This window comes from Nannocystis exedens, from assembly GCF_002343915.1.
Taxonomy (GTDB): domain Bacteria; phylum Myxococcota_A; class Polyangia; order Nannocystales; family Nannocystaceae; genus Nannocystis; species Nannocystis exedens.
Genome location: NZ_NETK01000001.1, coordinates 3,391,272 through 3,416,501, shown reverse-complemented (window position 1 = coordinate 3,416,501; position 25,230 = coordinate 3,391,272). Strand labels below are relative to the sequence as shown.

Below are 25,230 nucleotides of genomic sequence, written 5' to 3'. Positions count from 1 at the left end.
TGTCTATCGTGACAGGTGATAGAGGGCAGGTGCGACGGTCGCGGCCCAGCGGCTCGGGTCGCGCACGCCGCAGCGGGTGAGGGCCAGCTCGGCGGCCGCGGGGGGGCGGCCGAGCAGGAGGTCGTGGCCGTGGCGGACGGCGGCGGCGAGGGCGGGCATGTTGCCGCCGGTGAAGCGGTCGGCGGCGCGCTGCAGCAGGTCGGCGGCCGGGCGGCGGCGGAGCGCGGCGATCTGGGCGCGGATCAGGTCCTCGGCGGCGTGGGCCAGCTCGATGCGCTCGCGGGCGAGGGCCGCGGCGTCGGCGGCGGCGGCCCTGATCAAGCGGTGCTGGCCGGCGCGAGCGGCGGCCAGGGCCGCGCCGGCGCGCAGGCGGTGGGCGTCGATCCGCGGGATCTGCATGCGCATCAGCTGCGAGCGGACGAGCGCGGGCCAGGCCCGCTCGACCCGCGCCCAGGCGTCGCGGCCGCGGCCGTCGTAGAGGTCGCAGTCGACCTCGACCCCGAGCGCGAGCCAGTGCTGGAACGAGAAGCCCTCGTATGGCCACAAGGACAGGGCCTTGCGGACAGCCGCGCGCGCGCGCGCGGGCTCGCCGGCGGCCAGGGCGGCGTGGGCGGTGTAGAGGATCGCGACCACGAGGGCGAAGCGGTCGCCGATGTCCTCGGCCTCGTGCTGCCACGACTCGGCGCGGGCGCGCAGCGCGGCGAAGTCGCCGAGCATGAGGTGGGCGTGCATCGCCATGGCGTGGGCGATCGCCCGCTCCCAGTGGACGTCGACGCAGCGGGCGCGCAGGAGGTCGGCGCCGGTCTCGACGCCGCTGAGGGCGCGGCGCCACTGGCCGTTGTTGAGGGCGGCGACGCCGGTGAGGATCGTGGTGAGGCCGGTGAGGTGGGGGTCGGACAGGCGGGTGGCGAGGCCGCGGGCGAGGGCCAGCTCGCGGGCGGCGGCGCTGGCCCGGCGCGGGTCGGGGGCGTTGATGTCGACGATCGTGAGGTAGGCGGCGGCGCGGGCGATCCGCCGCGGCTCGCCGCTGGCGAGGGCGAGGCGGAGGCCCTGGGCCGAGATCGCGGCGGCGCGGATCGGGTCGATGAAGCCGAGGCCCTTGCCGGCGGACCAGCAGAGATCGATGCGCAGGCGCAGCTCGGCGGGGACGTCGGCGGCGGCGACCGGCTCGCGCGCGGCCCGGCGGCGGGCGATCGCCAGGCGCGCGAGCTCGCCGACCAGGCGCAAGGCGGTGCCGGCCGAGGTGGCCGGGAACGGCAGGCCGAGCTCGTGCGCCAGCGGGCCGAGCACGCGCAGGCCGGCGTCGACGCGGCCGGACACGAGGTATTGCTCGACGGCGCGGCCGCGCAGCTCGAGCTCCTGCAGGCGGTCCGGGGCCAGCGCGGCGGCGGTGAGGTAGACGGGGGCGGCCTCGGCGCAGCGGCCGGCGTGGACCAGCGCGTCGGCGCGGGCGAGCGTGTACTTGAGGACATGTTCCGGCGGATATGTCCCCCAGGACAGGGCGCTCTCGTACAGGGCGGCGGCCCGGGCGAACGCGAGGGCGGCGGCGGCCCGCTCGGCGGCGCGGAGGGCCCAGCGGCTGGCCTGGGGCAGGTCGTCGGCGCCGTGGAAGTGGAGCACGAGCTCGTCGGGGTCGGGGTCGGGGCCGGCCGCGAGGGCGAGGGCGAGGGCGCGGTGATGGGCGCGGCGGTCGTCGGCGCCGAGGCGGTGCAGCACGACCTCGCGCACGCGGTCGTGGTAGGTCTCGACGCTGTCGCCCTCGCCGCACGGGCGGACCAGCCGGCGCGCGCCGAGGACCGCCAGCGCGGCGCCGTCGAGCACCCGCGCGGCGGCGGCCCCGAGCTCGCGGGGCAGGGCGAGGTCGCGGCGCAACGGGCGGCCGGCGACGGCCAGGCGCTCGAGCGCGAGCCGCTCGCCCGGCTCGAGCGCGGCGACCTCGGCCTGCAGCGCGCCGTCGAGCGAGGTCGCGACCCCCTCGGCGCTGCCGCCCAGGCGCTGCGCCATGGCCTCGATGAACAGCGGGCTGCCCTGCGACTCGCGGGCGATCGCGGCGGCCAGGCGCTGGCGCAGGCCGGGGTCGTCGCCGCGACCGGGCCCTTCGGCCAGGATGGTGGCGGCCATGCGCTCGGCCTCGGCGGGCCCGAGCGGGGCGAGCTCGACCTCGTGGATCTCGCAGGCCAGGGGGGCGGCGTCGAGCTCGGCGAAGAACGGCGAGCCGGGCCGGGCGTCGCTGCGCACGCTGGCGGCGACGACGACCGGCGGCGGGTCGGGCGGGGCCAGCAGCTCGCCGAGCAGCCGCGCGGAGTCGGCGTCGCCCCACTGGAGGTCGTCGATCGCCAGCACGAGCGGCCGCGCGCCCGCGAGCTCGCCGAGCAGCCGCCGCAGCGCCGCGACCGCCCGCCGCCGGGTCTCGCGCGGGGCGGCTCCGGCCGGCTCGCCCCCGCCGACGGCGCCGACCACCCGGTGCAGCGCCGGGAACACGCGCCGGAGATCGGCTGCCTCTTCGGATATGCACGTAAAGACATGTTTTGGAGAACATGTCTCGAGGTGCTGGGCGAGCGCCTCGACCACCCCGTCGAGCGCCTTGTAGGGGACCGACTCGCCGGCGTAGCAGCGGCCGTGGAGGACCAGGGCGCCGCGGCGGTCGCGGAGGTCGGCGGCGACGCGGGCCAGCAGCGCCGACTTGCCGGCGCCCGAGGGGCCGACCAGCAGCAGCAGCGCCGGGGGCCGCTCCAGGGCGCTGCTGCAGGCGGCCAGCTCGCCCGCGCGGCCGACGAACACCGGCGAGGGCGGGGGCGGAGCGTCGAGGCCGAGGCGCAGCAGCAGGTCGCGCCCGCTCGGGCGGGCGCTCGGGTTCTCGGCCAGGAGGTCGCGGCAGAGCCCCTGCAAGTCGCCCGGGACGCCGTCGAGCGGGGTCGGGCCCGGCGGGACGCGCGGGCGCCGGCCGGCGAGCGCCTCGTAGAGCATCACGCCGACGGCGAACCAGTCGCTGGCCGGCGACGGCGGGCCGCCGGCCAGCAGCTCGGGGGCGAGGTAGCCGGCGGTCCCGGCCAGGCCCTCGTGACCGCCGTCGGCCAGCCGCGCGAGCCCGAAATCGACGATCTTGAGCTTGCCCTCGCGGGTGACGAGCACGTTCGACGGCTTGAGGTCGCGGTGCAGCAGGCCGGCGCGGTGCAGGGCGTAGACGCCGGAGGCGAGCTGGCCCAGCGCGGCGCGGATGACGGCCTCGGGGGCCCGCTCGCCGCCCGGGCGCAGGTGCGCCAGCCAGCTGTCCCCGGGGACATATTCCATGGCGATGTACCACTCGCAGCGCGCCTGATCGAGGGCCAGCTCGTAGACGGCGACGAGGTTGGCGTGGCCGACGTCGACGACGTTGCGGAACTCTTTCTTGAGCCGGGCGATCGCCGCGGGGTCGGGCCTCCGCAGCGTCTTGAGCGCGACCTGCTGGCCGCCGGGGCCTCGGCCCTCGTGGACCACGCCCATCGCGCCGTGCCCGATCTCTCGCAGCACCGTGTAGGGCCCGAGCGGCGGGACCTCCACGGCCGCGCCGAACAGCTGGGCCGCCAGGCGGGCGCGCGTGTGCTCCGCGGGCGCCTCGCGCGGCCGCGGAGGCACGGCCGCGGCGAATTGCGCCGCGAAGGAGTCGCCGTCGGGGGCGTCCGCCGGAGCATCCTTGTGCACGGGGGGTCCCGCGAGATTGCCAAAGCCGAGCGGGCGCGACAATGGCCCAGTCCCCCTGGTCGGGGTTCCCGGGCTATGTCACCATCGCTTTCGCCATGGCGATCAGCAACATGATGCGGGGTGAAGTCGAGGGCGGCTACGAATCCGAAGGCGACCCCAACAGCGAGGCCTACTGGACCGAGCGCGGGATGAAGCGCCCCCAGGTGGTGTGGGAGCGCCTCACCGCGAGCAACAACATCGAGACCTATCGGACCCGCGTGCCCGGCGGCTGGCTGGTGCTGATCTGCCAGGAGTACCGCGACACCGGCGGCGCGCTCTTCTACCCCGATCCGGCGCACCGCTGGGACGGCACCGGCTTCCACGGCTGAGCGCCTCGCAGCCGGGGAATCGCCGCGCGCGCCGGGGCGTAGAGCCGGGGTGCGTCGCCTCCTCCCGGCCGTGTTCGCCCTCGCGCTGCTGCCCGCCGGGGCGCGCGCCGACCCCGATGGCTTCGCGGCGGCGGCCCGGTCGCTCGCCGCCGACGTCGACACCGGGCCGCTGACGAACGGGCTGCACTACTTCGCCTCCAACGAGCGCGACCTCGACCTCGTCGCCGACGCGGTGCAGGACCTCGGCGAGGTCGTGGTCGCGGTGGCGGCCGACCCCGGCTACATCCTCGCGGCCTGGGCCGACGCCCGCGCGCTGGTGCTGATCGACCTCGATCCCGCGATCGTGGCGCTGCACCGGATCTACGCCGCGTTCTTCGCCGCCGCGCCGGGGCCGGCCGAGTTCTCGCGGCTGTGGACGCCCGCGGGCGAGGCCGAGGCGCTGGCGCTGGTCGAGGCCGCCGGCGGCGCGGCGCTGGTCGAGACGTTCGTCGCCGCGCGCCCGGCGGTGGCCCGCCGCTTCGCCGAGCTCGAACGCCACATGGCGAGCAAGGGCCGCGCATGGCTGCTGTCGGACCCGCGGCTGTACGCCCGCGTGGCCGGGCTGGTGCGCGCGGGCCGGGTGATCGCGCTGCGCGGCGACTTCACCCGCGCCGGTACGGTCCGCGCGGTCGGGGAGGCGCTGCGGGCCGCGGACCTGCGCGTCGGCCTCTTGTACCTGTCGAACATCGAGCAGTACTTCCTGTACACGCCCGAGTTCCGCGCGAACGTGCAGGGGCTGCCGCTCGCGGGCGGGCAGGTGCTGCGCACGCTGCCGGGCCGGCCTGCCGGCTTCGAGTACATCCTGCAGCAGGGCGCCGACTTCCAGGCGTGGGCGCAGAACCCGAAAGTGCGCTCGGTCTACCGGATCCGCGGCTTCAAGAAAGGGGAGCACCTGGTCAGCCGGCGCGTCCACGTGGTCGACCCCTCGCGCGCGCGGCCGTGAGCTGGTATCGACGGGGGGGTGGCGATCGCCGCGCTCGACGTCGATTACCGCCCGGACGCGGCGGTGACCGCTTGCGTGCTCTTCGAGACATGGTCCGAAGAACATGTCCTTTCGAGCTTCACGGTGACGGGCCCGCCCGCCGCCGAGTACGCGCCCGGGGCGTTCTACACGCGCGAGCTGCCGTGCCTGCTGGCGGCCCTGGCCCGCTGCCCGGCGCGGCCGGCGACGATCGTGGTCGACGGCCACGTGTGGCTCGGGCCCGACCGGCCCGGCCTGGGCGTCCACCTGTACCGCGCGCTCGGCGAGGCGGCCCCCGTGGTCGGGGTGGCCAAGAACCCGTTCCGCGGGGCGCCGGCCCGCGAGGTGCTGCGCGGCGACAGCCGCCGGCCGCTGTTCGTCACCGCCATCGGCATGCGCGCCGACGAGGCGGCCGCGCACGTGCGAACGATGCACGGACCGCACCGGGTGCCGACGCTGCTGCGGCTGGTCGATCAATTGTGCCGCCGGGCGTGAGCCGAAGGCCAGGCAGCGTCCGTGCCATCGCGCGATGAGCCTGCGGCTGATGATTGTGCCTCCGTCGCGCGGAGTGCGATGAGCGGTTGCGGGGGGCTCTGATAGATGCACGACTTCGGAGGCCGCGGCCCCGGCACTTCAACCGATGAGGGTCCGGTAGCGGGTGATGGCAGCCTTGCACGACTCGGCGCAGGCCTTACAGGCCGGGTGCTTGGCCTCGTGCTTGCGACACTCGGCCTCGCAGCGCTCGCCCGCCGCCAGCGCGACGCGAGCCTGGGCGGCGAGCTGCTCGGCGGGCCCGGCCGCGAGGGCCAGCAAGGCCCGGGTGACGGCCAGCATCTCGTAGGCCGAGCGGGCGCAGGCGGCCATGCTGGTGTCGCCCTGGCCGAGCAGCACGAAGCAGTGCTGGACGCAGACCTCGCCCGTCTTGAGGCAGTCGGCCGCGACCGCGAGGGTGGCGTCGTCACCCGCGTGATGGCCGGCGTGACCGGCATGACCGGCGTGCGGGTCGGCGGCCGGGGTGGTCGAGGGCGCCGGAGCCGGGGGCGGCGTGGTGGTCTTGCCCGGCGTCTTGGCCGGCGGCGGCGGCAGCTCGTCGGGCGCGCTGCTGCACGCGGTGGTGGCGAGGACGGCAGGGGGCCCGAGGACGAATTCGCGGCGTTGCATGCGAGCGCGACTATATGGGCGATCGCGCGGTGGCGGCAATGCGCGCCGGGAACGACGGGCCGGCGCGGCCGGGAAACTCCGTTAGACGGACGGGATCGCGGCGGTCGGCGGGAACGAGCGGCCGAGGTCCGAGGGGGGCCGAGAGCGCAGCGAACAAGATGGTTTAAAAAACATGTCCTGATGAACATGTGGATGAATCGGCCGCCGCGCGCGGCGGCAGGCGAGGACGCAGGTCGGGCGACGAAGCGGTCGGGGGAACCTGGGCGCGTGACCGGGACGAGGAGCAGGTCGCGTCGTGGCGGCCGTCGCCGGCGAAGCGGTCGGGCCTGCGTGGGCGCCAGTTTAGGACGAGGCTCAGGTCGCGCCGTGACGGCCGGCGCCGGCGGCGAAGCGGCGGGCGCCGGCGATCGACTCGCGGGCGATCACGTCGGCGCCGCCGCGGCCCTCGGCGAGCAGGGCTTCCTCGAGGGACATGTCCCATTGACCATAGGCCGAGCGGCGGTCGACCTGCAGGCACTCCTGCGGGAAGGCGGCGATCTCGGCGGCCAGGGCCTCGGCGGCGGCGCGGGCCCGGCCGGGCGGGACGAGGCGGTTGACGAGGCCGATCGCCAGCGCCTCGTCGGCCTGGACCGGCCGGCCGGTGAGGATCAGATCGAGCGCGCGGCCCATGCCGACCAACCGCGGCAGGCGCACGGTGCCGCCGTCGATCAGCGGGACGCCGAAGCGGCGGCAGAACACGCCGAACACGGCGTCGTCGTCGGCCACCCGCAGGTCGCACCACAGCGCGAGCTCGAGGCCGCCGGCGACCGCGTAACCGCTGACGGCGGCGATCACCGGCTTGCGCAAGAGCAGCCGCGTCGGCCCCATCGGCGCCGGCCGCCCGAGCGGGTCGGCCGGCGCGTCGAGGTGGAGCTGGTTGCTCGCCTCGCCGCTGGCGAGGGCCTTGAGGTCGGCGCCGCCGCAGAAGTGCCCGCCCTCGCCCCACAACACGGCCACGCGCGCGTCAGGGTCGGCGTCGAAGTCGCGGAAGGCCCGCTCGAGCGCGGCGGCGGTCGGACCGTCGACCGCGTTGCGCCGCTCGGGGCGGGCGAGGATGACGGTGGTGACGGGGCCGCTGCGCTCGGTTCGGACGGACATGCCGCGAGGATAGACGAGAACGCGGCGAGCGGGGGACGACGCGCCGGGACGGCCGAGCGCTGCTCATGGACATGTCCGCGAGGACATGGGGCCTCGGGCGCGTGGACCGCGGCAGGGGCGGGAGAGCTGCTTTTCGGGACATGTCCGCGGGGACAGCTCGATGTCACCACGCCGCGGCGATGGTGACGCCGCCGTCGGCGACGAGGACCTGGCCGGTGATGAACGAGCCGGCGGGGGAGCACAGCAAGGCGGCGAGCGGGGCGATGTCGTCAGGGTCGCCGATCCGCCCGAGCGGGGTGCGGCGCTCGACCATCTGCTTGAGGTCGGGGTTCTGCCACAGGGCGCGGGCGAAGTCGGTCTTGACGAGGCCGGGGGCGATGGCGTTGACGCGGACGTTGTGCGGGCCGTACTCGACGGCGAGGCTGCGCACGAGCTGCATGTCGGCGGCCTTGGACATGTTGTAGGCGCCGATCAGCGGGTCGCCGCGCAGGCCGCCGATGCTCGAGATCATGAGGATCGCGCCGTCGCGCCGCTCGATCATCCCGGGGGCCACGCGCTTGGCCAGCCACAGGTTGGACAGCACGTTGTTGTGCATGATCTTGTGGAAGACCTCGTCGGCGAGGCCGTCGAGCGAGCCGAAGTAGGGGTTGGTGGCGGCGTTGCAGACCAGGATGTCGACCTTGCCCCACTCGGCCAGGGTGCGGTCGACGAGCGCGTCGACCTGGGCCTTCTCCGAGATGTTGCAGGGGACCGCGATCGCCTGCCCGCCGGCGCCGCGGATCGCCTCGGCGACCTCGTCGCACGGGGTCGGCTTGCGGCTCGAGATGACCACGCGCGCGCCGGCCCGGGCCAGGTGCTCGGCGATCGCCCGCCCGATCCCGCGGCTCGAACCGGTGACGATCGCTACCTTGTCGCTGAGGTCGATGATGGGCTTCCCGAACATGGCGCGGCCCAGCGTCGCAAACGTCCGGCCGCGCGGGCAAGCCGCCGGGGCGTGAGGTCGGGCCGCGTAGGATCGGCCGGGCGCCTACTCGTTCGCGGTGCCGCTGTTCAACGGCCTCCTGCGTCGACAGGCCGGCCTGGACGCGAAGCCGCCTCGCGCGGCCAAGCGCAGCGCGAAGCGGGGCAAGCGGGCCGGGCGTCAGGAGGTGGCGGTCGGGACATGTCCGTGAGGACATGCTCTGAATCGTCGCCGCCACCCGCGGTGACCGCCCGCCGAGCGCCATTGCAGCGGCGCAGCCGGGCAGCGAGGAGCAGCGCGCAAGGGGCCGCCCCTCGAAGCAAGGATTACGACGATCACTTGCTGCGGGCGCGGCAGCGGCGGTTGCCCTCTTCGCAGAGGAAGCGGACGTGCATGTGGTTCGAGTGGCCGCGCCAGTGCTGGATCTTCGCGTGCGGGCTCTCGGGCGTCTTCGGGTACTCGAACAGGGCGGCGAGCTGCTCCGGCGGGAGGTGCTTCTGGGCCTCCTTGTGCAGCAGCTTCTGCAGCTTCTTGGCGATGTAGATCGTCTGGACCTGGCCGGTCTCGAGCAGCTCCTGGACCAGGGCCCAGTTCTTCTCGGCGTCGAAGTTGCGGACGTTCATGTACTTCCAGCGGTGCTCGCCGTCGTCGATGCCGCGGAAGATGTAGCCGATGTCAATGTCGCGGCCCGAGCGGTGCGAGCGGTGCGGGGGCACGCGGCCGCCGGTGCGCCGCGCGAGCTCGCCGACGCGGATCTTCGGGCCGTCCGGGTAGCGCTCGCCGAAGTCCTCGAAGGCCTCGACCAATGCGTGGATCGTGTTGACGGTGCCGTAGGTGCGGGGCCGGTGGGTGCGCAGGCGCCAACCTGGCCCTTCGGGCAGGGGCATGCCGTTGCGCAGCTTGCCGCGGTTGGGCGAGCCGATCGACAGCGGCGGGTGCTCGGGGTCGTGGCGGTAGACCAGCAGCTTGGTGCCCTCGCTGACCGGAGCCTCCGGATCCAGCGCCGGGTTGAGCTCGCTGAGCTGTGCGGCCTTGATGCCCCAGGCGATGGCGAGCGCGTCGAGCGACATGTTCTCGTGCGCGGTCCAGAACACCTCGCGCAGCCGCTCGTCCGCGAGCGCGACGGGTGTGTCCTCGATCTCGGACGGGTCGCCGGCGATCGCGGGGGCCTCGGGCCCCGAATGTGCATTCGCAGGGTCCGCGGAATCCGCCGTGACCGGAATCGCGAGTGGGATATCGTCGGCCGGGGCGCGCGCCGGTGGGATTGTCGATGCGGGGAGATCGGCCCCCGCGGCGAGCACCGATTGCACCGGCATCGGCGCATTCTCTTTCGCCGGTACGGCGACGCAAGTGACGAGACCGAGGCCTGCGCCGAGCGCGGCAAACAGCGTCAAGCGCTGCGCCGGGGTCCGTGGAGAGAGCTTATCCGCTGCGTCACGCATCGATGGGTCTCCCTGCAGATCCCCGCAGAGGCTGCTGCGGGGAGTTGGCAGTCTATGGAGGAAGCGTCGGGGGGCGCAACCCCTCGGCGAGACGCAAATCAAGTTTTCGGCGGACGGCGCGCCCGCCGATCGGCGAAATCGAGTTCAGGCCGGCCGAGTTCGCGCAGCGAGCGTATTGCCCGACACGGGCTTGTGGCCTTCGAGACCCACGACTGTCAGTTCACGTCCCTCGTGTTCCATGTCGCGCGCGAGCTCGTGCAGACGCTCCATCACGGTGTGGTCGACGAGCCGCGTGGCATGCAGGTCGACGACGATGTCGCGCGGCGCCGGCACGCGATCGATGGCGCGTTTGAGGCCGATGTAGTTGCTGAAGATCGCGGCCTTGCGAGCGGTGATGCGAGTCGTGTTCGCGCCGTCGTCGCGGACCTCGAGGTCGGGCTTGAACAGCGCGCTCAGCGGGGCGCCGCGGGCGATGTGCAGCAGCAGCTTGGTGAAGATGCCGGCGAAGATGCCGAGCAGCAGGTCCTCGCCGACGGTGACGGCGATGGTGACGAGGAACACCAGCAGCTGGTCCTTGCCGACCTGCGCGGTGTGGACGAACTCGCGCGGGTGCGCCAGGCGGAAGCCGGTGAACACCAGCATCGCCGCCAGCGCGGCCTTGGGGATCATGTGGATGAGCCCGGGCGCGAGGACGACGAAGCCGAGCAGGAAGGCGCCGTGGAAGAAGTTGGCCCAGCGGGTCTTGGCGCCGTTGTTGATGTTGGCCGAGGAGCGCACGATCTCCGAGATCATCGGCAGGCCGCCGATCATGCCGGCCGCGGTGTTGCCGACGCCGACGGCCAGGAGGTCGCGGTTGAAGTCCGACTTGCGCTTGTAAGGATCGAGGGTGTCGACCGCCTTGGCGCTGGCCACCGACTCGATGCTGCCGACCAGCGCGAAGGCGATGATCCACTTGATCGAGGTCCAGCTGGCGAGCAGCGAGAAGTCGGGGAAGGTGACCATCCCGAGCAAATTGTCGAGCCGGTTGACCAGCATGGTCGGCGCGAGGTGATACTCGTGGCCGGCGAAGCGGTAGTTGTGCTCGTGGTCGAGGTCGAAGTAGATGCCGAGCGGGATGCTGAGCAGCAGCACGACCAGCGGCGCGGGGATCTTGCGCACCAGCGGGTGCCGCAGGCGCGGCATGATGACGAGGATCGCCAGGCTCAGCAGGCCGATGAGCGCGATCTCGGGGTTGTTGTCGATGAACCGCTGCGGCAGCTCGGCGAGCTGGCCGAGCGGCGTCTTGGCCGTCGGGTCGACGCCGACCATGACGTGCATCTGCTTCGAGGCGATGATGATGCCGATCGCGGCCAACATGCCGTGGACCGCCGCCGACGGGAAGAAGTCGGCCATGACGCCGGCGCGGATCAGGCCGAAGACGATCTGGATGACGCCGGCGGCGACGATTACCGCGAGGGCGTACTGATAGCCGAGCGTCGGCGGGACGCCCCGGCTCAGCTCCTCGATGCAGCCCAGCGCGATGACGATGAGACCCGCGGCCGGCCCCTTGATCGTGACCCTCGCGCCCATGAACAAACTGACGACCAGGCCGCCGATGATCGCCGTGAAAATGCCGGCGACCGGCGGGAACCCGCTGGCCATCGAGATCCCCAGCGACAACGGGAGCGCGATCAAAAAGACGAGGAAGCCGGCCACCAGGTCCGACTGCAGGTTCTGACGCAGGCCGGCGAGCCCGTCGGCGGGGACGTTGCGGTTGCTCATTGCGAGACCTCGGAAGCTGTCCTTGGAGCCATGTCCCACAAGACAGACGGCGCGGTACGCCGTTCGTCCGGGGACCCGAGGCTCAGCCTAGTCGAGAGGAGAAGCGCGGTTCAAGAGAGCGGAGACAGGCTTCATCCGCGGGGGCCGAGCGACGGCCAGCAATTCGCGGCCTGAAGGCCGCAACGGGCGAAAGTTCATGAACCGCGCTTCATCATGAAGGTTCTTTCACCGGTTCGACAGCGGTGACCTGCGCCGCGAAGGCCCCGCGCGCGAGCTCCACGCGGACGGGGTCGCCGGCGGCGACCTGGGCGACGTCGGTGACGACGCCCGCGTCCGTGCTGACGACGGCGAAGCCGCGCTGCAGCACGGCGAGCGGGCTGAGGGCGTTCAGCGCCGCGGCCGCGCGAGCGAGGCGCAGGCGCGCAGGCTGAGCGAGCACGCGGGCGCGCTCACGCAGGGCGAGCTCGGCGGCGAGGAGGCGGCGACGGGCGCGGTCGAGCCGTTGGCGCGGGTGCTGGGCGAGCAGCCGCGCGTGCAGGGCGGCGAGCAGGCGGCGATCGCGGGCGAGGCGGGCGCGCGGGTGCTGGTTGCCGAGGCGCGCGAGCAGGGCGTCGAGGCGGCGTCGGGGGGCGAGGACCAGGCGATGGCCGGCGGCGGCGAGGCGACGGGTGAGCAGCTCGAGGCGGCCGCGCTCGTCGAGGACGCGGCGCTTGGTGGCGAGGACGAGGCGGCGCTCGACGTGATGGAGGCGCGAGAGGTAGCCGTCGCGGTCGGGGACCACCAGCTCGGCGGCGTGCGACGGGGTGGCGGCGCGGAGGTCGGCGACGAAGTCGCAGATCGTGATGTCGACCTCGTGCCCGACGGCGGACACGACGGGCACCGGGCAGGCGGCCACGGCCCGCGCGAGGCCCTCGTCGTTGAAGGCCCACAGGTCCTCCTGGGCCCCGCCGCCGCGGCCGAGGATGATCACGTCGACGCCCGGCCGCCGCTGCAGCCGCAGCAGCGCGCGCACCAGGCTGAAGGCGGCGTCCTCGCCCTGCACCTGCGCGGGGGAGAGGAGGATCCGCACCGGGCAGCGCCGCCGCGCGACCTTGAGGATGTCGTGGATCGCGGCGCCGCTGGCCGAGGTGACGACGCCGACGACCCGCGGCCACGCGGGCACCGGCCGCTTGCGCTCGCGCGCGAACAGGCCCTCGGCCGCCAGCTTGGCCTTGAGCTGCTCGAGCTGCTGCATGCGGGCGCCGAGCCCGGCCGGCTCGGCGCGCTCGGCGTACAGCTGGAACTTGCCCTGCGCGGCGTAGATGCCGAGGCGGCCGTAGACGCGGAACATCTGGCCGTCGGCCAGGCGATGGCGCAGGCGCGCGAGGGCGCTGCGCCACATCGCCACCGGCAGGACGGCGTGGCTGTCGCGCAGCGTGAAGTAGGCGTGGCCGCTGTTGACGAGCCGCAGGTTGGTGATCTCGCCCTCGACCCACAGCGGCGGGAACTGCTGCTCGATGCTGCGGTGGGCGCGGTTGACCAGCTCGCTGACGGCGAAGACGTGCGGGGCGACGGGGGCCATGCGCGGACGAGGCTAGCAGAGCCCCGTCCGCGCGGGCGGCGTCACACGCAGTCGTCGCCGTCGGTGCCCGGGTCGCACAGGTCGGGCTCGTCGCACACGCCGTCGTTCTTCCACTGGCACTCGCCGCAGTCGTCCCAGTCGGTGCCCTCGGGGCACTCGCCGCCCTGGTCGACCTCCTCGCACACGCCGTTGTTCGGGGTGGCGCAGCAGTCGGCCGCGTCGCTGCCCGGCTCGCACAGGTTCGGCTCGTCGCACTCGCCGTCGTTGGTCCACGGGCACACGCCGCAGTCGTACGGGTCCGAACCGACGGGGCATTCGCCGCCCTCCGAGGGCTCCTCGCACACGCCGTTCTTCGGGGTGGCGCAGCAGTCGTCGCCGTCGCTGCCGACGGGGCAGTCACCCGGCTCGTCGCAGGTGCCGTCGTTGGCGGTCGGACACACGCCGCAGTCGTACGGGTCGGTGCCGTCAGGGCACTGACCGCCCTGCGACATCTCCTCGCACACGCCGTTCTGCGGGGTGGCGCAGCAGTCGTTGGTGTCGGTGCCCTCGGGGCAGTAAGTGCCCTCGTCGCACTCGCCGTCGTCGGGCCAGGCACAGTAGCCGCAGTCCCAGTGGTCGGAGCCCTTGGAGCAGGTGCCGCCGGGGAAGTCGTGCTCCTCGCAGACGCCGTTCAGCTTGGTGGCGCAGCAGTCGAACGGATCGGTGCCCTCGGCGCACGCGCCACCCTCGTCGCACTCGCCGTCGCCCTCCCAATTGCACAGACCGGTGACGTCGGGACACTCGCCCAGGAAGCACGGCGCGCCGCTGTTGCAGGCGCCGTTGAGGCAGACACACAGCGCCTCGCCCGGGGTACAGGCGGGCTCGCCGGTGGTGTCGGTGGTGGTGTCGGTGGTGGTGTCGGTGGTGGTGTCGGTCGTCGTGTCGGTGGTGGTGTCGGTCGTCGTGCCGGTGGTCGTCGAATCAGTCGACGTGGTGCTCGGATCGGTCGCGGTGCCCGGGTCGGTGGTCGAGGTGGTGGTGCCGGTGATCGGATCGGTGGTCGAGGTGGTGGTCGTCGAGGTGACCGGATCGGTGGTCGACGTGGAGGTCGGATCGTCGGTGGTGGTGCTCGTCGGCTTGTCGGTCGTCGTCGGCGGCGTGCCGGTCGAGGTGTCGGTGCCGGTCGAGGTGTCCGTGCCGGTGCTCGGCTCGGTGGTCAGCGTCTCGGTGCCCGCCGACGGGTCGGAACAGCCCGAGCTCGCAAGCAGGAGGAACAGCGCAGGAGAGGTGAAGCGTCGTATCCGCATGGCCGGAAGCTATCACGCGATATCGCGCGATGACCATGCGAATAGAGCGCAGGGTGAGCCTGGGGCGTCCTCGGTGACTACCCGAGATGTGCCGACTCGCCGGGTACCCGACAGGTCGGTGGTACATGGCGCAAGCAATACGTCATAGGTTCGATGGGACATGTCCCCCAGGACCGGCGCCCGAGCGCGCGGAGCTGGTGATGTATCGCCGGCGCCGCGCGGCGACGCTGCTGCAGGCCGGGCAACTGCTGCGCTTCGGGCTGGTGAACACGAACCGCGTGACGCAGTCCTGGAGCCGGCACGTGAGCGAGAGGTCCTGCGCGGCGGGGCGATTCACCTGGGGCGCGCGAGCGCGTCTCACCCGGGGTCGACGGGCCGCGCAGGGTGTGGGCCGCCATGACCGTGGCGGGCGCTGCCGCCGAGATCGATCGCGGGCCGCCGTGGTCCACGCGCTCGCGCGCGACGCTCGGAGGCCGCGGTTTTGTCGGCCCCGCTGAACCACCGCCGCGCGGAGCAGGCCGGGGCGGTCCGCCGGCTGCACCTGCGCCTCGCGCGACGGGCTCGCCGCGCCGAGGACCACATGGTCTTTCGGACATGTCACGAGCGGACGTGGTCGAGGATGGACATGGCTGCATGCCCCTATATCCATTCCGCCGCAGCCCCGCGAGCAGACCGGCAGACGCCGAGAATGGCGGGTTCGTGGCGGCGGGCGGCGGGCTGCCCTGAAAGACGTGACACCGGACGTGCGGCAGAGCGCGGCGGTCACCAGACCTGCAGCTCGCCGACGACCGCGAACTCGTGCGGGCCGGCGAACACGCGCACCCCGTGCTCGCCGGTCTCGCCCTCGGGGACCGTGATCTTATAATTGGCGCTCTCGGTCCGGCGCATGCCGATCACCACCTCGTGCGGGCCGGGCACGATCTCGAGCGTCGGCACGTGGACGCGGAAGCGGTGCAGCAGGTAGTCGCCGGGGCGCCAGTACTGCGGCGGGTAGATGTTCTCGACCAGGTCGTGCGGCATCGGGTTGACGCGCGACAGCCGGCCCTGCTGCAGGCGCACGGTGATCTTGCTGCCGCTCGGCATGGCCTTGAGCGGGCGCAGGACCACGCGCAGCTCGACGTCGCGGCCGCGCACGACCGGCTCGTCCCACTCCCACGCGATCACCTCGACGAGGTCGTCGAAGCGCAGCAGCGTCTGGTGGGCCAGCGCCGGCGGCTCGTCGAACAGGACCCGGCGGATCGGGTTCACGTCGGTCTCGCCGGGCGGCAGGGTGTTGGCGACCAGCAGGACGTCGCGGTTGCTGGCGTCGAGGACGTACAGCGGGAAGCCGGCCGCGCGGGCGGTCTGGTGCAGGGCGGCCAGCTCGCTGGTGCGGATCAGCGCCGCCGCGGGGGTCGGCTGCTTCAGCGCGGTGGCGAGCGCGTCGCGGGTGGCGAGCGGGACCCGCCGGTCGGCCGCGGGCCCGTAGAGGTCGAGGCCGGGGTCGGTGACCCGGTGGACGCCGATCGTCGGCGGCAGCGCGCCGGCCTCGGCCCACGCGGCCCAGCGCGACAGCGGGCGCAGCAGCGAGAACTGCTCGCTGGTCCGCGGCAGCAGGTCGCGGCCGTAGCTCCACGCCTGGCGGCCGAGGCAGGCGACCATGACCGCGGCCGGCAGCCAGGGCGGGAGGCGGGTCCGCAGCAGGTATAGCCTTCGGGACATGCGCGAAGCGCCCTGTCCTCCGGGACCTGGCGCGGAGAACATGGCTGAAAGCACCAGCGCGACCGCGGCCCCGCCGGCGAGGCCGGCCAGCAGGTCGGCGGCGCCGAGGTCGGCGGCGGGGTAGTTGTGCTCGCCGCGCGCGGGCACGAGGGCGGCGCCGATCCGGCTCGGGGTGCGGCGGGCGTCCTTGGCGAAGATCCAGCAGCCGGCGAGGGCGAGCACGAGGGCGAGCCGCCGCGCCGCCGCGGGGGTGCGCGGGGAGACGAGGCGGGCGAAGGCGGCCGCGGCGAGGACGGCCGCCGGCGCCGTCAGGGGCACGGCCCGCGCGCCGTACAGCAGCGAGGAGGCGCTGACCAGCGCGAGCCCGACGGCGAACCACAGCGCCGGCCAGCGCGCCCGCCCGGGCTGCAGCAGGCCGAGCAGCACCAGCGGCAGCCACGGGAACAGCTGGTAGCCGCAGTCCTCGAGCGCGGCGTGGAAGCCCCGCACGTGCGGCCGCTCGCGCAGCGCGAGGTCCTTGGCCGCGCCGAGCGCGGGGATGTAGCCGTCCCCCTGGTGGTACGCCAGCCACCCGGCCACCCCGGCGGCCGCCAGCGCCCCGGCGACCAGCACCAGCCGCAGCGGGCGCTGCAGGGCGGATGGCGGCGGGGACAGGTCCCTTGGGGCAGGTGAGACCCGCGCGGCGGAGGCGAGGGCGAAGGCTGGCGCAGGGGACGGGTCCGAAGAGGCAGGTGACGGGAGGTCGGGGGAGGAGGACGGGCCGGCTGGCGCGGAGGACAGGTCGGGGGAGCCGGCGGGCGGGGAGGCCGGCGCGGAGGCGGAGCCGGCGGAGGCCGCCGGCGCGGAGAGGTCGGCGGAGGCGGCGGGCGGGGAGGCCGGCGCGGAGGCGGAGCCGGCGGAGGCCGCCGGCGCGGAGAGGTCGGCGGAGGCGGCGGGCGAGGGCGCCGACGAGCCTGCTCCTTCGGGCATGCTCCCTGCGCCATGTCCCGAAGACAACGCCCTTTCGGACATGCGCGAAGGGGCAGGTCCCCACAGCGCCGCCGCGGCCAGCGGCAGGACCACGCCGAGCCACAGCCCCGAGGCGGTGGCGGCGAGGGCGAGGGCGGCGGCGCCGGCGGCGGCGAGGGCGAGGCCGCGGGCGAGGCGGGGGCTGGCGAGGGCGGCGGCGAGGAGCAGCGCGGCGGCGGTGGAGGTCAGCTCGCCGACGGGGTCGCCGACGGCGAGGCGGCCCTGGGTGAGCGACAGCGGGAAGGCGAGGGCGAAGGCGCCGGCGAGCAGGGCGATCGTGGCGGAGAAGCCGAGCGCGCGGGCGAGGCCGGCGGCGAGCGCGACGAGGAGGCAGGTGGCGATCGCGCCGGGCAGGCGGATAGCCGCCGGGTCGCCGGTGAGCGCGAGCGCCTGCGTCCGCAGGGCGTCGGGCAGCCACGGGCTGCGCTCCAGGCCCGAGAGCGCGGCGCCGAGGGCCGCCTGGGCGCGCTGCAGCGCCCCGATCTCGCCTTGCGACCACAAGCCGTGCGCGCCGTGACCGGGGACCAGCACCAGCGCCGCGACGGCGCCGGCGACCAGCCCGAGCGGCCACGGGCCGGGGCCGGCTTCGGGGCGCGCGGGTCGGCGCTCGGGCGGGGCGAGGGACAAGGCGCCGGAGTGTACTCGTTTTCTCCGCGGCTCCACGGCCAGCAGACGCCCCGCCGCGGGCGCCCCCGGGTGTATTTCGAGTATCCTCCGGCCCATGCTGTCTCGCTTGCTCTCGAAGCGCCGGTTCGCCGCGGCGCTGGCGCTCGGTCTCTTGCTGGTCGACCCGGCGACCACGTCGGCGGCCCCGGGGGCCGAGGCGGCGGCCAAGAAGCTCGACGCGTTCGTCTACAAGGTCGCGATGGACGACCCGCACCGCCACGAATTCCAGGTCGAGCTCAGCTTCTCCGACCTGCCCGGCGAGGTCACCGACCTGCAGCTGCCGCGCTGGAACCCGGGCGCCTATCGGGTCACCGAGGCCCACCGCAACGTCCGCGGCATGGTCGCCGAGACGGCAGGCGGCAAGCCGATCCCCGTCGTCAAGGTCGACGAGATCACCTGGCGCGTGACCCACGGCGGCCAGCCGTTCAAGGTCCGCTACCGCGTCTACCGCGGCAGCTACAGCGGCATCGGCGGCGCCTTCCTCGACGACGAGTTCGGCTTCTTCAACGGCGTGTACCTGTTCCCCTACGCCGTCGGCCACAAGGACCGCCCGATCGAGCTGCGCGTCGAGGGCCTCCCGGGCGCGCAGGTGGTGTGTGCGCTGCCGCGCGCGGGCAGCGGCGGCAAGGCGTTCAAGGCCAACGACTACGACATGCTGGTCGACGCGCCGGTCCACGTCGGCAAGGTCGACACCATCAACTTCAAGGCCGGCAAGGTCCAGTTCCACGTCGCCCTGCAGGGCATCGGCAACTACAGCGACAAGAAGCTCGCCGCCGATCTGACCAAGATCGCCGACACCACCTACGCGATCTTCGGCGGCGAGGAGGGCGTGCCGTTCACCGACTACACGTACATCCTGCACCTGCGGCCCGGCGGTCGCAGCGGGCTCGAGCACCGCAACTCGACCGCGATCGGGCTCGAGCCGTGGATCTTCGGCGACCCCGCGGCCTACCGCAAATTCCTCAACACCGCGGCCCACGAGTTCTTCCACGCCTGGAACGTCAAGCGCATCCGCCCCGGCGTGCTCGGCCCGTTCGCCTACGAGCGCGAGGTCCACACCAGCATGCTGTGGTTCTCGGAGGGCTTCACCAGCTACTACGCGTGGGTGATCCTGGCCCGCGCCGGCCTGGCCAGCGAGGCCGAGGCGATGGAGGCGCTCGGCGAGCAGATCAAGCGCCTGCAGGAGTCGCCGGGGCGCAAGCTGATGACGGTCGAGCAGGCCTCGTGGGAGGCCTGGCTGCGGCCCGACGACGGCAGCAACAGCTACGTCGACTACTACAACAAGGGCATGCTGATCGCCCTCGCGCTCGACCTCGAGCTGCGGCGGATCTCCGGCGGCCAGCGCAGCCTCGACACCGTCATGCGCGAGCTCTACGGCCGCTGGAAGAACACCGGCGCCGGCATCTCGCCGACCGAGCTCGAGGCGACCTTCGTCGCCGCCGGCGGGGGCGCGGGCGCCGAGATCAGCGAGCTGTTCCGCAAGTACGTCCACGGCTTCGACGAGATCGAGTTCGGCAAGCACCTGCGCCTGGCCGGCTACAAGGTGGACATGGTCCAAGAGACAGGTGGCGACCTCGAGCTGGTGTTCGCCGAGCAGAGCGACAAGGGCGCGCTGATCGAGCTGGTGCGCCAGGGCGGCGCCGGCGACAAGGCCGGGCTGGCCAACGGCGACGTGCTGGTCGCCATCGACGGCCTCAAGATCGCCGGCGCGGCCGAGGCCAAGCGGCAGATCAAGGCGATGGCGGGCAACTCGCGCCACACGCTGACGATCCAGCGCGGGGCGCGGATGATCGAGCGCACCGCGGTGCCCTCGACCGGCGGACCGGTCACCTACAAGATCGCCCTCGACCCGGGCGCCACCTACGAACAGATGGTCTTGCGCCAGGCCTGGCTCGGCTACACCGCGCCGGCCCCGGCGAGCGGTAACAGCACCCTGCGCGACGCGGCGCTCAAGCTGTTCAACCAGGACCCGACCCTCGGCGCCGAGCCCGAGGACGGCTCGGTGGTGGTGGTGCCGGCGGGCGGCAAGAAGAAGACGAAGAAGCCGGCGGCGAAGAAGCCGGCCAAGCCGCCCGCCAAGTGACGGCCGCCCGCGGCGAGCTCGCCGGTTGCGCGGGCGGCAAGTTCGATCACACCCCTGGGGCGATGCGCCTTCACGCATGCCTCGTGCCCTGCGCGTGCCTGGCGGCGGCGCTCGTCGCCTGTCGCCGCGCGCCGGAGCCGGAGGAGCAGCAGCAGCAGGCGCAGGCACCGGTGACCATCGCGCCGGCCGAGCCCGGTCGGCTGCTTCCGCCGGAGCAGTTCGACGCGATCACCAATCCGCTCGACCGCTCGCGGGCGATGTTCGCGGAGGCGGCGAAGGTGATGCTCCACCCGCGCTGCACCAACTGTCATCCGGCCGGCGACACCCCGCTGCAGGGCGACGACGCCCGGATCCACGACCCGCCGGTGGTGCGCGGTCCGGCCGACGAGGGCGTGCCGGGGCTTTTGTGCACGTCGTGTCATCAGGACGCCAACCTCGAGCTGGCCCGCGTGCCGGGCGCGCCGAAGTGGCACCTGGCGCCGATCGAGATGGCGTGGGTCGGGCTCACCCCGGCCGCGCTGTGCGAGCAGATCAAAGATCCGCAGCGCAACGGCGGCAAGACGCTGGCGCAGATCGTCGAGCACTCGGCGCACGACGAGCTGGTCGCGTGGGGCTGGGAGCCCGGCCACGGGCGCGCGCCGGCCCCGGGCACGCAGGCGCAATTCGGGGCGCTGATGGCCGCGTGGGTCGCCGACGGCGCGGCCTGCCCGGTCGCGGAGGGGCCATGACGATCACCTTGCACGTCAACGGGAAGCCGCACGTCCTCGACATCGACCCGCAGATGCCCCTGCTGTGGGCGCTGCGCGACCACGTCGGCCTCACCGGCACCAAGTACGGCTGCGGCCAGGCGCTGTGCGGCGCGTGCGTGGTCCACCTCGACGGCGAGGCGGTGCGCTCGTGCGTGACGCCGGTGCGCCGGGCCGATGGCCGCGCGGTGACGACGATCGAGGGCCTCTCGCCCGACGGCTCGCACCCGCTGCAAAAAGCGTGGGTCGAGCTGGCGGTGCCGCAGTGCGGCTTCTGCCAGGCCGGCCAGATCATGACCGCGGCGGCGCTGCTGGCCAAGAACCCGAGCCCGTCCGACGAGGACATCGACACCTCGCTGGCGGGCAACCTGTGCCGCTGCGGGACGTATCTGCGGATCCGCACCGCCGTCAAGCAAGCGGCAGCGGCCGGCGGCAAGGAGAAGTGAGGCGATGTCCCGGCCGCCGATCCGCCTGCTCCGCCGCAGCTTCATCGCCGGCCTCGGCGGCGCGCTCACCGGGCTCGCGCTCGGCTCGTTCGCCCGCGCCGCGCCGACGCTGCCGTCGCCGGTCGACCCGGCGGCCAAGGCGGCCGCCGCGGCCGACGGCGCGGGGCTGCGGCCCAACCTGTTCGTCCACGTCACGCCGAGCGGCGCGGTCCAGATCGTGTGCGCCCGCTCGGAGATGGGGCAGGGCGTGCGCAGCTCGTTGCCGGTGCTGATCGCCGACGAGCTCGGCGCCGACATGGGCAGGGTCGAGGTCGTGCAGGCCCCCGGCGACGCGGCCTACGGCGACCAGAACACCGACGGCTCGCACAGCGTGCGCGGCTTCTACGACGCGCTGCGCAAGCTCGGGGCGTGCGCGCGGATGATGCTGATCGCGGCCGCGGCCAGGCAGTGGAGGGTCGCGCCGGCGACCTGCGTGGCCCACGACCACGCCGTCCACCACGAGGCCAGCGGGCGCTCGCTCGGGTTCGGCGAGCTGGCGATCGCGGCCGCGAAGCTGCCTGTCCCGAAGAACATTTTACTGCGGCCCAAGGCCGAGCTGCTGCACGTCGGCAAGGAGCTGCCGCTGCTCGACGGCCCGGCGATGGTCGACGGCAGCGCGATCTACGGGGCGGACGTCCTGATCCCCGGGATGCGGACGGCGGTGATCGCCCGCCCGCCGGTGGTCGGCGGCCGGGCCACGGCGCACGACCCCATCAAGGCGCTGGCGGTGCCCGGCGTGCGCGCGGTCGTGCCGCTGCCGGCGCCCACGCCCCCGTTCGCGTTCCAGCCGCTCGGCGGGATCGCGGTGGTGGCCGACGACACCTGGTCGGCGCTGCGAGGGCGCGCCCAGCTCGAGATCATCTGGGCCCCCGGCGACAACGGCGAGTACGACTCGGAGGACTACCGCAAGACGCTGCTCGCCGCCGTCGGCCTGCCCGGCGTCGTCGTCCGCGAGGTCGGCGACGTCACCGCGGGGCTGGCGGGCGCGGCCAGACAGGTCGAGGCGGTGTACCACGTGCCGCACCTGGCCCACGCGACGATGGAGCCGCCGGCCGCGGTGGCCAGGTTCGACGGCCAGACCTGCGAGGTGTGGGCCACGACCCAGAACCCGCAGGCCTCGCGCAAGTCGGTGGCCAAGGCGCTGGGGCTCGACGAGGAGAACGTCACCGTCCACGTGACGCTGCTCGGCGGCGGCTTCGGCCGCAAGTCGAAGCCGGACTACGTGGTCGAGGCGGCGCTGCTGGCCCGGGCGACCGGCGCCCCGGTGCGGGTGCAGTGGACGCGCGAGGACGACATCCAGCACGACTACTATCACACCGTCAGCACCCAGCGGCTGGTGGCCGGGCTCGACGCGCAGGGCAAGGTGGTCGCCTGGGAGCACCGCACCGCCTTCCCGCCGATCGGCTCGACCTTCAGCGACACCGGTCTGTCGGCGCCGGGCGAGCTGCAGCAGGGCGTGCTCGACGTGCCGCTGGCGATCCCCAACGTGCGCGCCGAGAACTGCGAGGCGCGGGCGCACGCGCGGATCGGCTGGCTGCGCTCGGTGGCCAACATCTACCACGCGTTCGCGGTCCAGAGCTTCATCGCCGAGATCGCCGCGGCCCGGGGCACCGATCCGCGCGACACGCTGCTCGAGATCGTCGGTCCGCCGCGGATCGTCACGCTGCAGGAGCTCGGGGTCGAGTCGCTGCCGAACTACGACCAATCGCTGGACGAGCACCCAATCGACACCGCGCGTCACCGCCGGGTGATCGAGCGCGTCACCGAGCTGGCCGACTGGGACAACCGGCAGAAGAACGGCCGCGCGCTCGGCCTCGCGGTCCACCGCAGCTTCCTCACCTACGTCGCCGTGGTCGTCAGCGTGGTGCACGGGCCCGACGGCAAGATCCGCGTCGACGAGGTGTGGAGCTGCCTCGACGCCGGCACCCTCGTCAATCGCGAGCGCGTCGTCTCGCAGTTCGAGGGCGCGGTGATCTTCGCCCTCAGCCACGCGCTGTACGGCGAGATCACGATGCAGCAGGGCGCGACCGTGCAGAGCAACTTCCGCGACTTCCGACTGATGCGCCTCCCCGAGGCGCCGCGGAAGATCCACGTCGAGATCGTCGCCGACGACGGTCCGCCCTGCGGCGTCGGCGAGCCGGGCGTGCCCCCCGTGGCCCCGGCGCTGGCCAACGCGATCTTCGCCCTCACCGGCCAGCGCGTGCGCGACCTGCCGATCGCGCGGACCCTCAAGGTATAGCCCGCGCCGCGTCGCCGACGACGCGCCCGGCGAGCGCATGCGCGACCTGCGAACGCTGACCCGGCGGTCGGGTGGTTTGGCCGCCGTGCGGGCCGGTCCCGCGGGTATCCTGCCGCCATGCCGAATTACGCCCGCGCGCTGGTCCTCGCTCTCCTCGTCCCTGCCTGCGGCGACGACGGCACGGCCAGCACCGGCAGCACCGGCGACAGCACGACGGGCGATCCGAGCACCTCGTTCGTCAGCGCGACGACCAGCACGACCACGACGGGCGTGCCGACGACCACCGACGGGCCGACGACCACCGACCCGGTCACCGGCACGACGACGACGACCGACACGACGACCACGACGAGCGACACGACGACCGCGACGGGCGACACGACGACGACGTCGACGAGCGACACGACGTCGACGAGCGACACGACCACCACGACGGGCGACACGACGACCACGAGCGAGACGACCACCTCGACCGGCGACACCACGACGACCGACACCAGCACCACCGGGCCTGGCGAGGCGTGCGGCGACGGCGAGCTCGATCCGGGCGAGGCGTGCGACGACGGCAACGACGTCGACGACGACGCGTGCACCAACGGCTGTCAGCTCCCGCAGTGCGGCGACGGCATCGTCCAGGCCGGCGAGGGCGAGGCGTGCGACGACGGCATGTTCAACGCCGACGAGGCGGCCTGCACGCTCGCCTGCGCGGCCGCCAAGTGCGGCGACGGCCTCGTGTGGTCGGGCATGGAGGCGTGCGACGACGGCAACATGGTCGACGACGACGCTTGCGCCAATGATTGCACCGCCGCGACGTGCGACGACGGCCAGCAGAACGGCGGCGAGACCGGGGTCGACTGCGGCGGCCCGGACTGCGACGCGTGCGAGTTCGTGCTGCTGCTCGGCGGCAACGCCGGCGCGATGATCGGCGGCCACTTCGACGGCGCGGCCTGGGCGGTGAGCGACATCGCGGCGCCGACGGTCGACGGCCTCGACATCGCCGTCACCAGCGACGACCTCGGCGTCGGCGTGTTCCGCTACACCAAGATCGGCGACCCCGCCGACAACCAGCTGCGCTACGTCACCTGGCAGGCCGGCGCCTGGTCGGCGCCGGCGCAGATCGGCGCCGACACGACCCGCGCCGCGCCGACGATCAGCGCCGCCGGGACCGGCGCGCACGCGGTGTTCCACGGCGACAACTTCCAGCACTACTACGCGCGCTTCACCGGCGGCGCGTGGAACCCGACGGCCGAGATGGTCGGCAGCTTCGGGCCCGGCCCGGGCAGCGTCGCCACCCTCGGCAGCGACGCCCTGTTCGTCTTCCACGACGGCGGGCAGAACAACCAGCTGTTCGCGCGCCGGCGCGCCGGCGCCTGGCAGGCGCAGCAGCTGGTCGACGGCGAGAGCCAGGCCTTCGACCGTCAACCGGCCGTCGTCACCCTCACCGACGAGCGGGTGCTCGCCGTGCACGCCGTCAACAACGGTGGGCAGCTGCGCTTCGGCATTTTCAATAATGGCGCGTGGTCGGCCCCCGCCCCGGTCTCCGGTGCCCAGACCTCCGCGCCGCCGGCCCTCGCCCCGCTGCCCGGCGGCGCCGCGGCGCTGGCCTTCCGCGGCCTCGACGGTCAGCTCTACGTCGCGCTCTACACCGGCGGCGCCTGGCAACCCGCGGCGACGGTGCTGCAGCCGAGCCCGACGATCCACGGCGCCCCGGCCCTGGCCGCCGGCGTCGGCGACGCCGACCTCGAGCTGGTCTACCTCGACGGCCAGGCCCACACGCCCCGCCACACCCGCCGCGTCGGCGGCAGCTGGTGGGCGCCGACGATCGTCAGCAACACCGCGCTCGAGCGGGTGGCCGTCGCCCGCTCGCAGTGACCGCGCCGCGCAGGCCCACCCGAGCGACAAGACCTTTGAAACATGTCCTCATGGTCATTCCCTGAAGGACAT

18 protein-coding genes are annotated in these 25,230 nt (G+C 73.8%); 9 read left to right on the top strand and 9 right to left on the bottom strand.

Annotated features, from left to right (window positions below; all coding sequences use genetic code 11):
- Positions 1-3: 3 nt before the first annotated feature.
- Positions 4-3,681 (bottom strand): serine/threonine-protein kinase, encoded by a 3,678-nt coding sequence (locus NAEX_RS13395; RefSeq protein WP_096327893.1) that lies wholly within the window; start codon positions 3,679-3,681, stop codon positions 4-6.
- 95 nt (positions 3,682-3,776) lie between these two features.
- Here NAEX_RS13395 and NAEX_RS13390 point away from each other — a divergent pair, with 95 nt between their 5' ends.
- Genes NAEX_RS13390 through NAEX_RS13380 form a run of 3 tightly spaced genes read left to right on the top strand, consistent with a single transcriptional unit; the run spans position 3,777 to position 5,544 of the window.
- Complete coding sequence (locus NAEX_RS13390) at positions 3,777-4,049, top strand: hypothetical protein (RefSeq protein WP_211302407.1); 273 nt, start codon at positions 3,777-3,779, stop codon at positions 4,047-4,049.
- Between the two features lie 49 nt (positions 4,050-4,098).
- Positions 4,099-5,031 (top strand): LIC_10091 family protein, encoded by a 933-nt coding sequence (locus NAEX_RS13385; RefSeq protein ID WP_096327892.1) that lies wholly within the window; start codon positions 4,099-4,101, stop codon positions 5,029-5,031.
- 18 nt (positions 5,032-5,049) lie between these two features.
- The gene (locus NAEX_RS13380; RefSeq protein ID WP_245913703.1) at positions 5,050-5,544 is read left to right on the top strand and encodes an endonuclease V; all 495 of its coding nucleotides are present in this window, start codon (positions 5,050-5,052) and stop codon (positions 5,542-5,544) included.
- A gap of 138 nt (positions 5,545-5,682) precedes the next feature.
- On the opposite strand, the gene NAEX_RS13375 is transcribed toward NAEX_RS13380, so the two are convergent.
- The 3 genes from NAEX_RS13375 to NAEX_RS13365 all read right to left on the bottom strand — a co-directional run bounded on the left by NAEX_RS13375 (position 5,683) and on the right by NAEX_RS13365 (position 8,290).
- Entirely contained in the window at positions 5,683-6,210 is a 528-nt protein-coding gene (locus NAEX_RS13375) for a Csp1 family four helix bundle copper storage protein (protein ID WP_096327891.1), read from the bottom strand.
- A gap of 354 nt (positions 6,211-6,564) precedes the next feature.
- Positions 6,565-7,347: a crotonase/enoyl-CoA hydratase family protein gene (locus NAEX_RS13370; protein WP_096327890.1), complete on the bottom strand. Its 783-nt coding sequence runs from the start codon at positions 7,345-7,347 to the stop codon at positions 6,565-6,567.
- Positions 7,348-7,510: 163 nt separating this feature from the next.
- Positions 7,511-8,290 carry an SDR family NAD(P)-dependent oxidoreductase gene (locus NAEX_RS13365; RefSeq protein WP_096327889.1) on the bottom strand — a complete coding sequence of 260 codons (780 nt, stop codon included), beginning with the start codon at positions 8,288-8,290 and terminating at the stop codon, positions 7,511-7,513.
- A 97-nt stretch (positions 8,291-8,387) separates the two neighbouring features.
- Here NAEX_RS13365 and NAEX_RS53780 point away from each other — a divergent pair, with 97 nt between their 5' ends.
- Positions 8,388-8,519 (top strand): hypothetical protein, encoded by a 132-nt coding sequence (locus NAEX_RS53780; protein WP_275937637.1) that lies wholly within the window; start codon positions 8,388-8,390, stop codon positions 8,517-8,519.
- 124 nt (positions 8,520-8,643) lie between these two features.
- Here the strand turns inward: NAEX_RS53780 and NAEX_RS13360 are convergent, their stop codons facing one another.
- From NAEX_RS13360 to NAEX_RS13340, 5 genes are all read right to left on the bottom strand, one after another.
- Positions 8,644-9,624 (bottom strand): penicillin-insensitive murein endopeptidase, encoded by a 981-nt coding sequence (locus NAEX_RS13360; protein WP_170135692.1) that lies wholly within the window; start codon positions 9,622-9,624, stop codon positions 8,644-8,646.
- Between the two features lie 270 nt (positions 9,625-9,894).
- A complete protein-coding gene (locus tag NAEX_RS13355; RefSeq protein WP_096327887.1) occupies positions 9,895-11,511 on the bottom strand; it encodes a SulP family inorganic anion transporter in 1,617 nt (538 codons plus the stop codon).
- Positions 11,512-11,722: 211 nt separating this feature from the next.
- Entirely contained in the window at positions 11,723-13,072 is a 1,350-nt protein-coding gene (gene xseA / locus NAEX_RS13350; RefSeq protein ID WP_096327886.1) for an exodeoxyribonuclease VII large subunit, read from the bottom strand.
- Between the two features lie 41 nt (positions 13,073-13,113).
- Complete coding sequence (locus NAEX_RS52090) at positions 13,114-14,358, bottom strand: hypothetical protein (RefSeq protein ID WP_096327885.1); 1,245 nt, start codon at positions 14,356-14,358, stop codon at positions 13,114-13,116.
- 762 nt (positions 14,359-15,120) lie between these two features.
- A complete protein-coding gene (locus NAEX_RS13340; RefSeq protein ID WP_096327884.1) occupies positions 15,121-17,694 on the bottom strand; it encodes a phospholipid carrier-dependent glycosyltransferase in 2,574 nt (857 codons plus the stop codon).
- A gap of 94 nt (positions 17,695-17,788) precedes the next feature.
- Here NAEX_RS13340 and NAEX_RS13335 point away from each other — a divergent pair, with 94 nt between their 5' ends.
- The 5 genes from NAEX_RS13335 to NAEX_RS13315 all read left to right on the top strand — a co-directional run bounded on the left by NAEX_RS13335 (position 17,789) and on the right by NAEX_RS13315 (position 25,158).
- Positions 17,789-19,816 (top strand): M61 family metallopeptidase, encoded by a 2,028-nt coding sequence (locus NAEX_RS13335; RefSeq protein ID WP_096327883.1) that lies wholly within the window; start codon positions 17,789-17,791, stop codon positions 19,814-19,816.
- Between the two features lie 62 nt (positions 19,817-19,878).
- Positions 19,879-20,544, top strand: a complete 666-nt coding sequence (locus tag NAEX_RS13330) for an Isoquinoline 1-oxidoreductase subunit (protein WP_096333601.1) — start codon at positions 19,879-19,881, stop codon at positions 20,542-20,544.
- Complete coding sequence (locus NAEX_RS13325; protein ID WP_096327882.1) at positions 20,541-21,008, top strand: (2Fe-2S)-binding protein; 468 nt, start codon at positions 20,541-20,543, stop codon at positions 21,006-21,008. The genes NAEX_RS13330 and NAEX_RS13325 overlap by 4 nt, the downstream gene beginning before the upstream one ends.
- A gap of 4 nt (positions 21,009-21,012) precedes the next feature.
- Positions 21,013-23,286 carry a xanthine dehydrogenase family protein molybdopterin-binding subunit gene (locus NAEX_RS13320; protein ID WP_096327881.1) on the top strand — a complete coding sequence of 758 codons (2,274 nt, stop codon included), beginning with the start codon at positions 21,013-21,015 and terminating at the stop codon, positions 23,284-23,286.
- Between the two features lie 117 nt (positions 23,287-23,403).
- A complete protein-coding gene (locus tag NAEX_RS13315) occupies positions 23,404-25,158 on the top strand; it encodes a DUF4215 domain-containing protein (protein ID WP_096327880.1) in 1,755 nt (584 codons plus the stop codon).
- Positions 25,159-25,230: the final 72 nt, after the last annotated feature.

Coding starts and splice junctions, on each gene's coding strand:
- NAEX_RS13325 (WP_096327882.1), top strand. CDS start 20,541: ATGACGATCACCTTGCACGTCAACGGGAAGCCGCACGTCCTCGACATC.
- xseA (WP_096327886.1), bottom strand. CDS start 13,072: ATGGCCCCCGTCGCCCCGCACGTCTTCGCCGTCAGCGAGCTGGTCAAC.
- NAEX_RS52090 (WP_096327885.1), bottom strand. CDS start 14,358: ATGCGGATACGACGCTTCACCTCTCCTGCGCTGTTCCTCCTGCTTGCG.
- NAEX_RS13365 (WP_096327889.1), bottom strand. CDS start 8,290: ATGTTCGGGAAGCCCATCATCGACCTCAGCGACAAGGTAGCGATCGTC.
- NAEX_RS13390 (WP_211302407.1), top strand. CDS start 3,777: ATGGCGATCAGCAACATGATGCGGGGTGAAGTCGAGGGCGGCTACGAA.
- NAEX_RS13330 (WP_096333601.1), top strand. CDS start 19,879: ATGCGCCTTCACGCATGCCTCGTGCCCTGCGCGTGCCTGGCGGCGGCG.
- NAEX_RS13370 (WP_096327890.1), bottom strand. CDS start 7,347: ATGTCCGTCCGAACCGAGCGCAGCGGCCCCGTCACCACCGTCATCCTC.
- NAEX_RS13360 (WP_170135692.1), bottom strand. CDS start 9,624: ATGCCGGTGCAATCGGTGCTCGCCGCGGGGGCCGATCTCCCCGCATCG.
- NAEX_RS13355 (WP_096327887.1), bottom strand. CDS start 11,511: ATGAGCAACCGCAACGTCCCCGCCGACGGGCTCGCCGGCCTGCGTCAG.
- NAEX_RS13335 (WP_096327883.1), top strand. CDS start 17,789: ATGCTGTCTCGCTTGCTCTCGAAGCGCCGGTTCGCCGCGGCGCTGGCG.
- NAEX_RS13320 (WP_096327881.1), top strand. CDS start 21,013: ATGTCCCGGCCGCCGATCCGCCTGCTCCGCCGCAGCTTCATCGCCGGC.
- NAEX_RS13315 (WP_096327880.1), top strand. CDS start 23,404: ATGCCGAATTACGCCCGCGCGCTGGTCCTCGCTCTCCTCGTCCCTGCC.
- NAEX_RS13375 (WP_096327891.1), bottom strand. CDS start 6,210: ATGCAACGCCGCGAATTCGTCCTCGGGCCCCCTGCCGTCCTCGCCACC.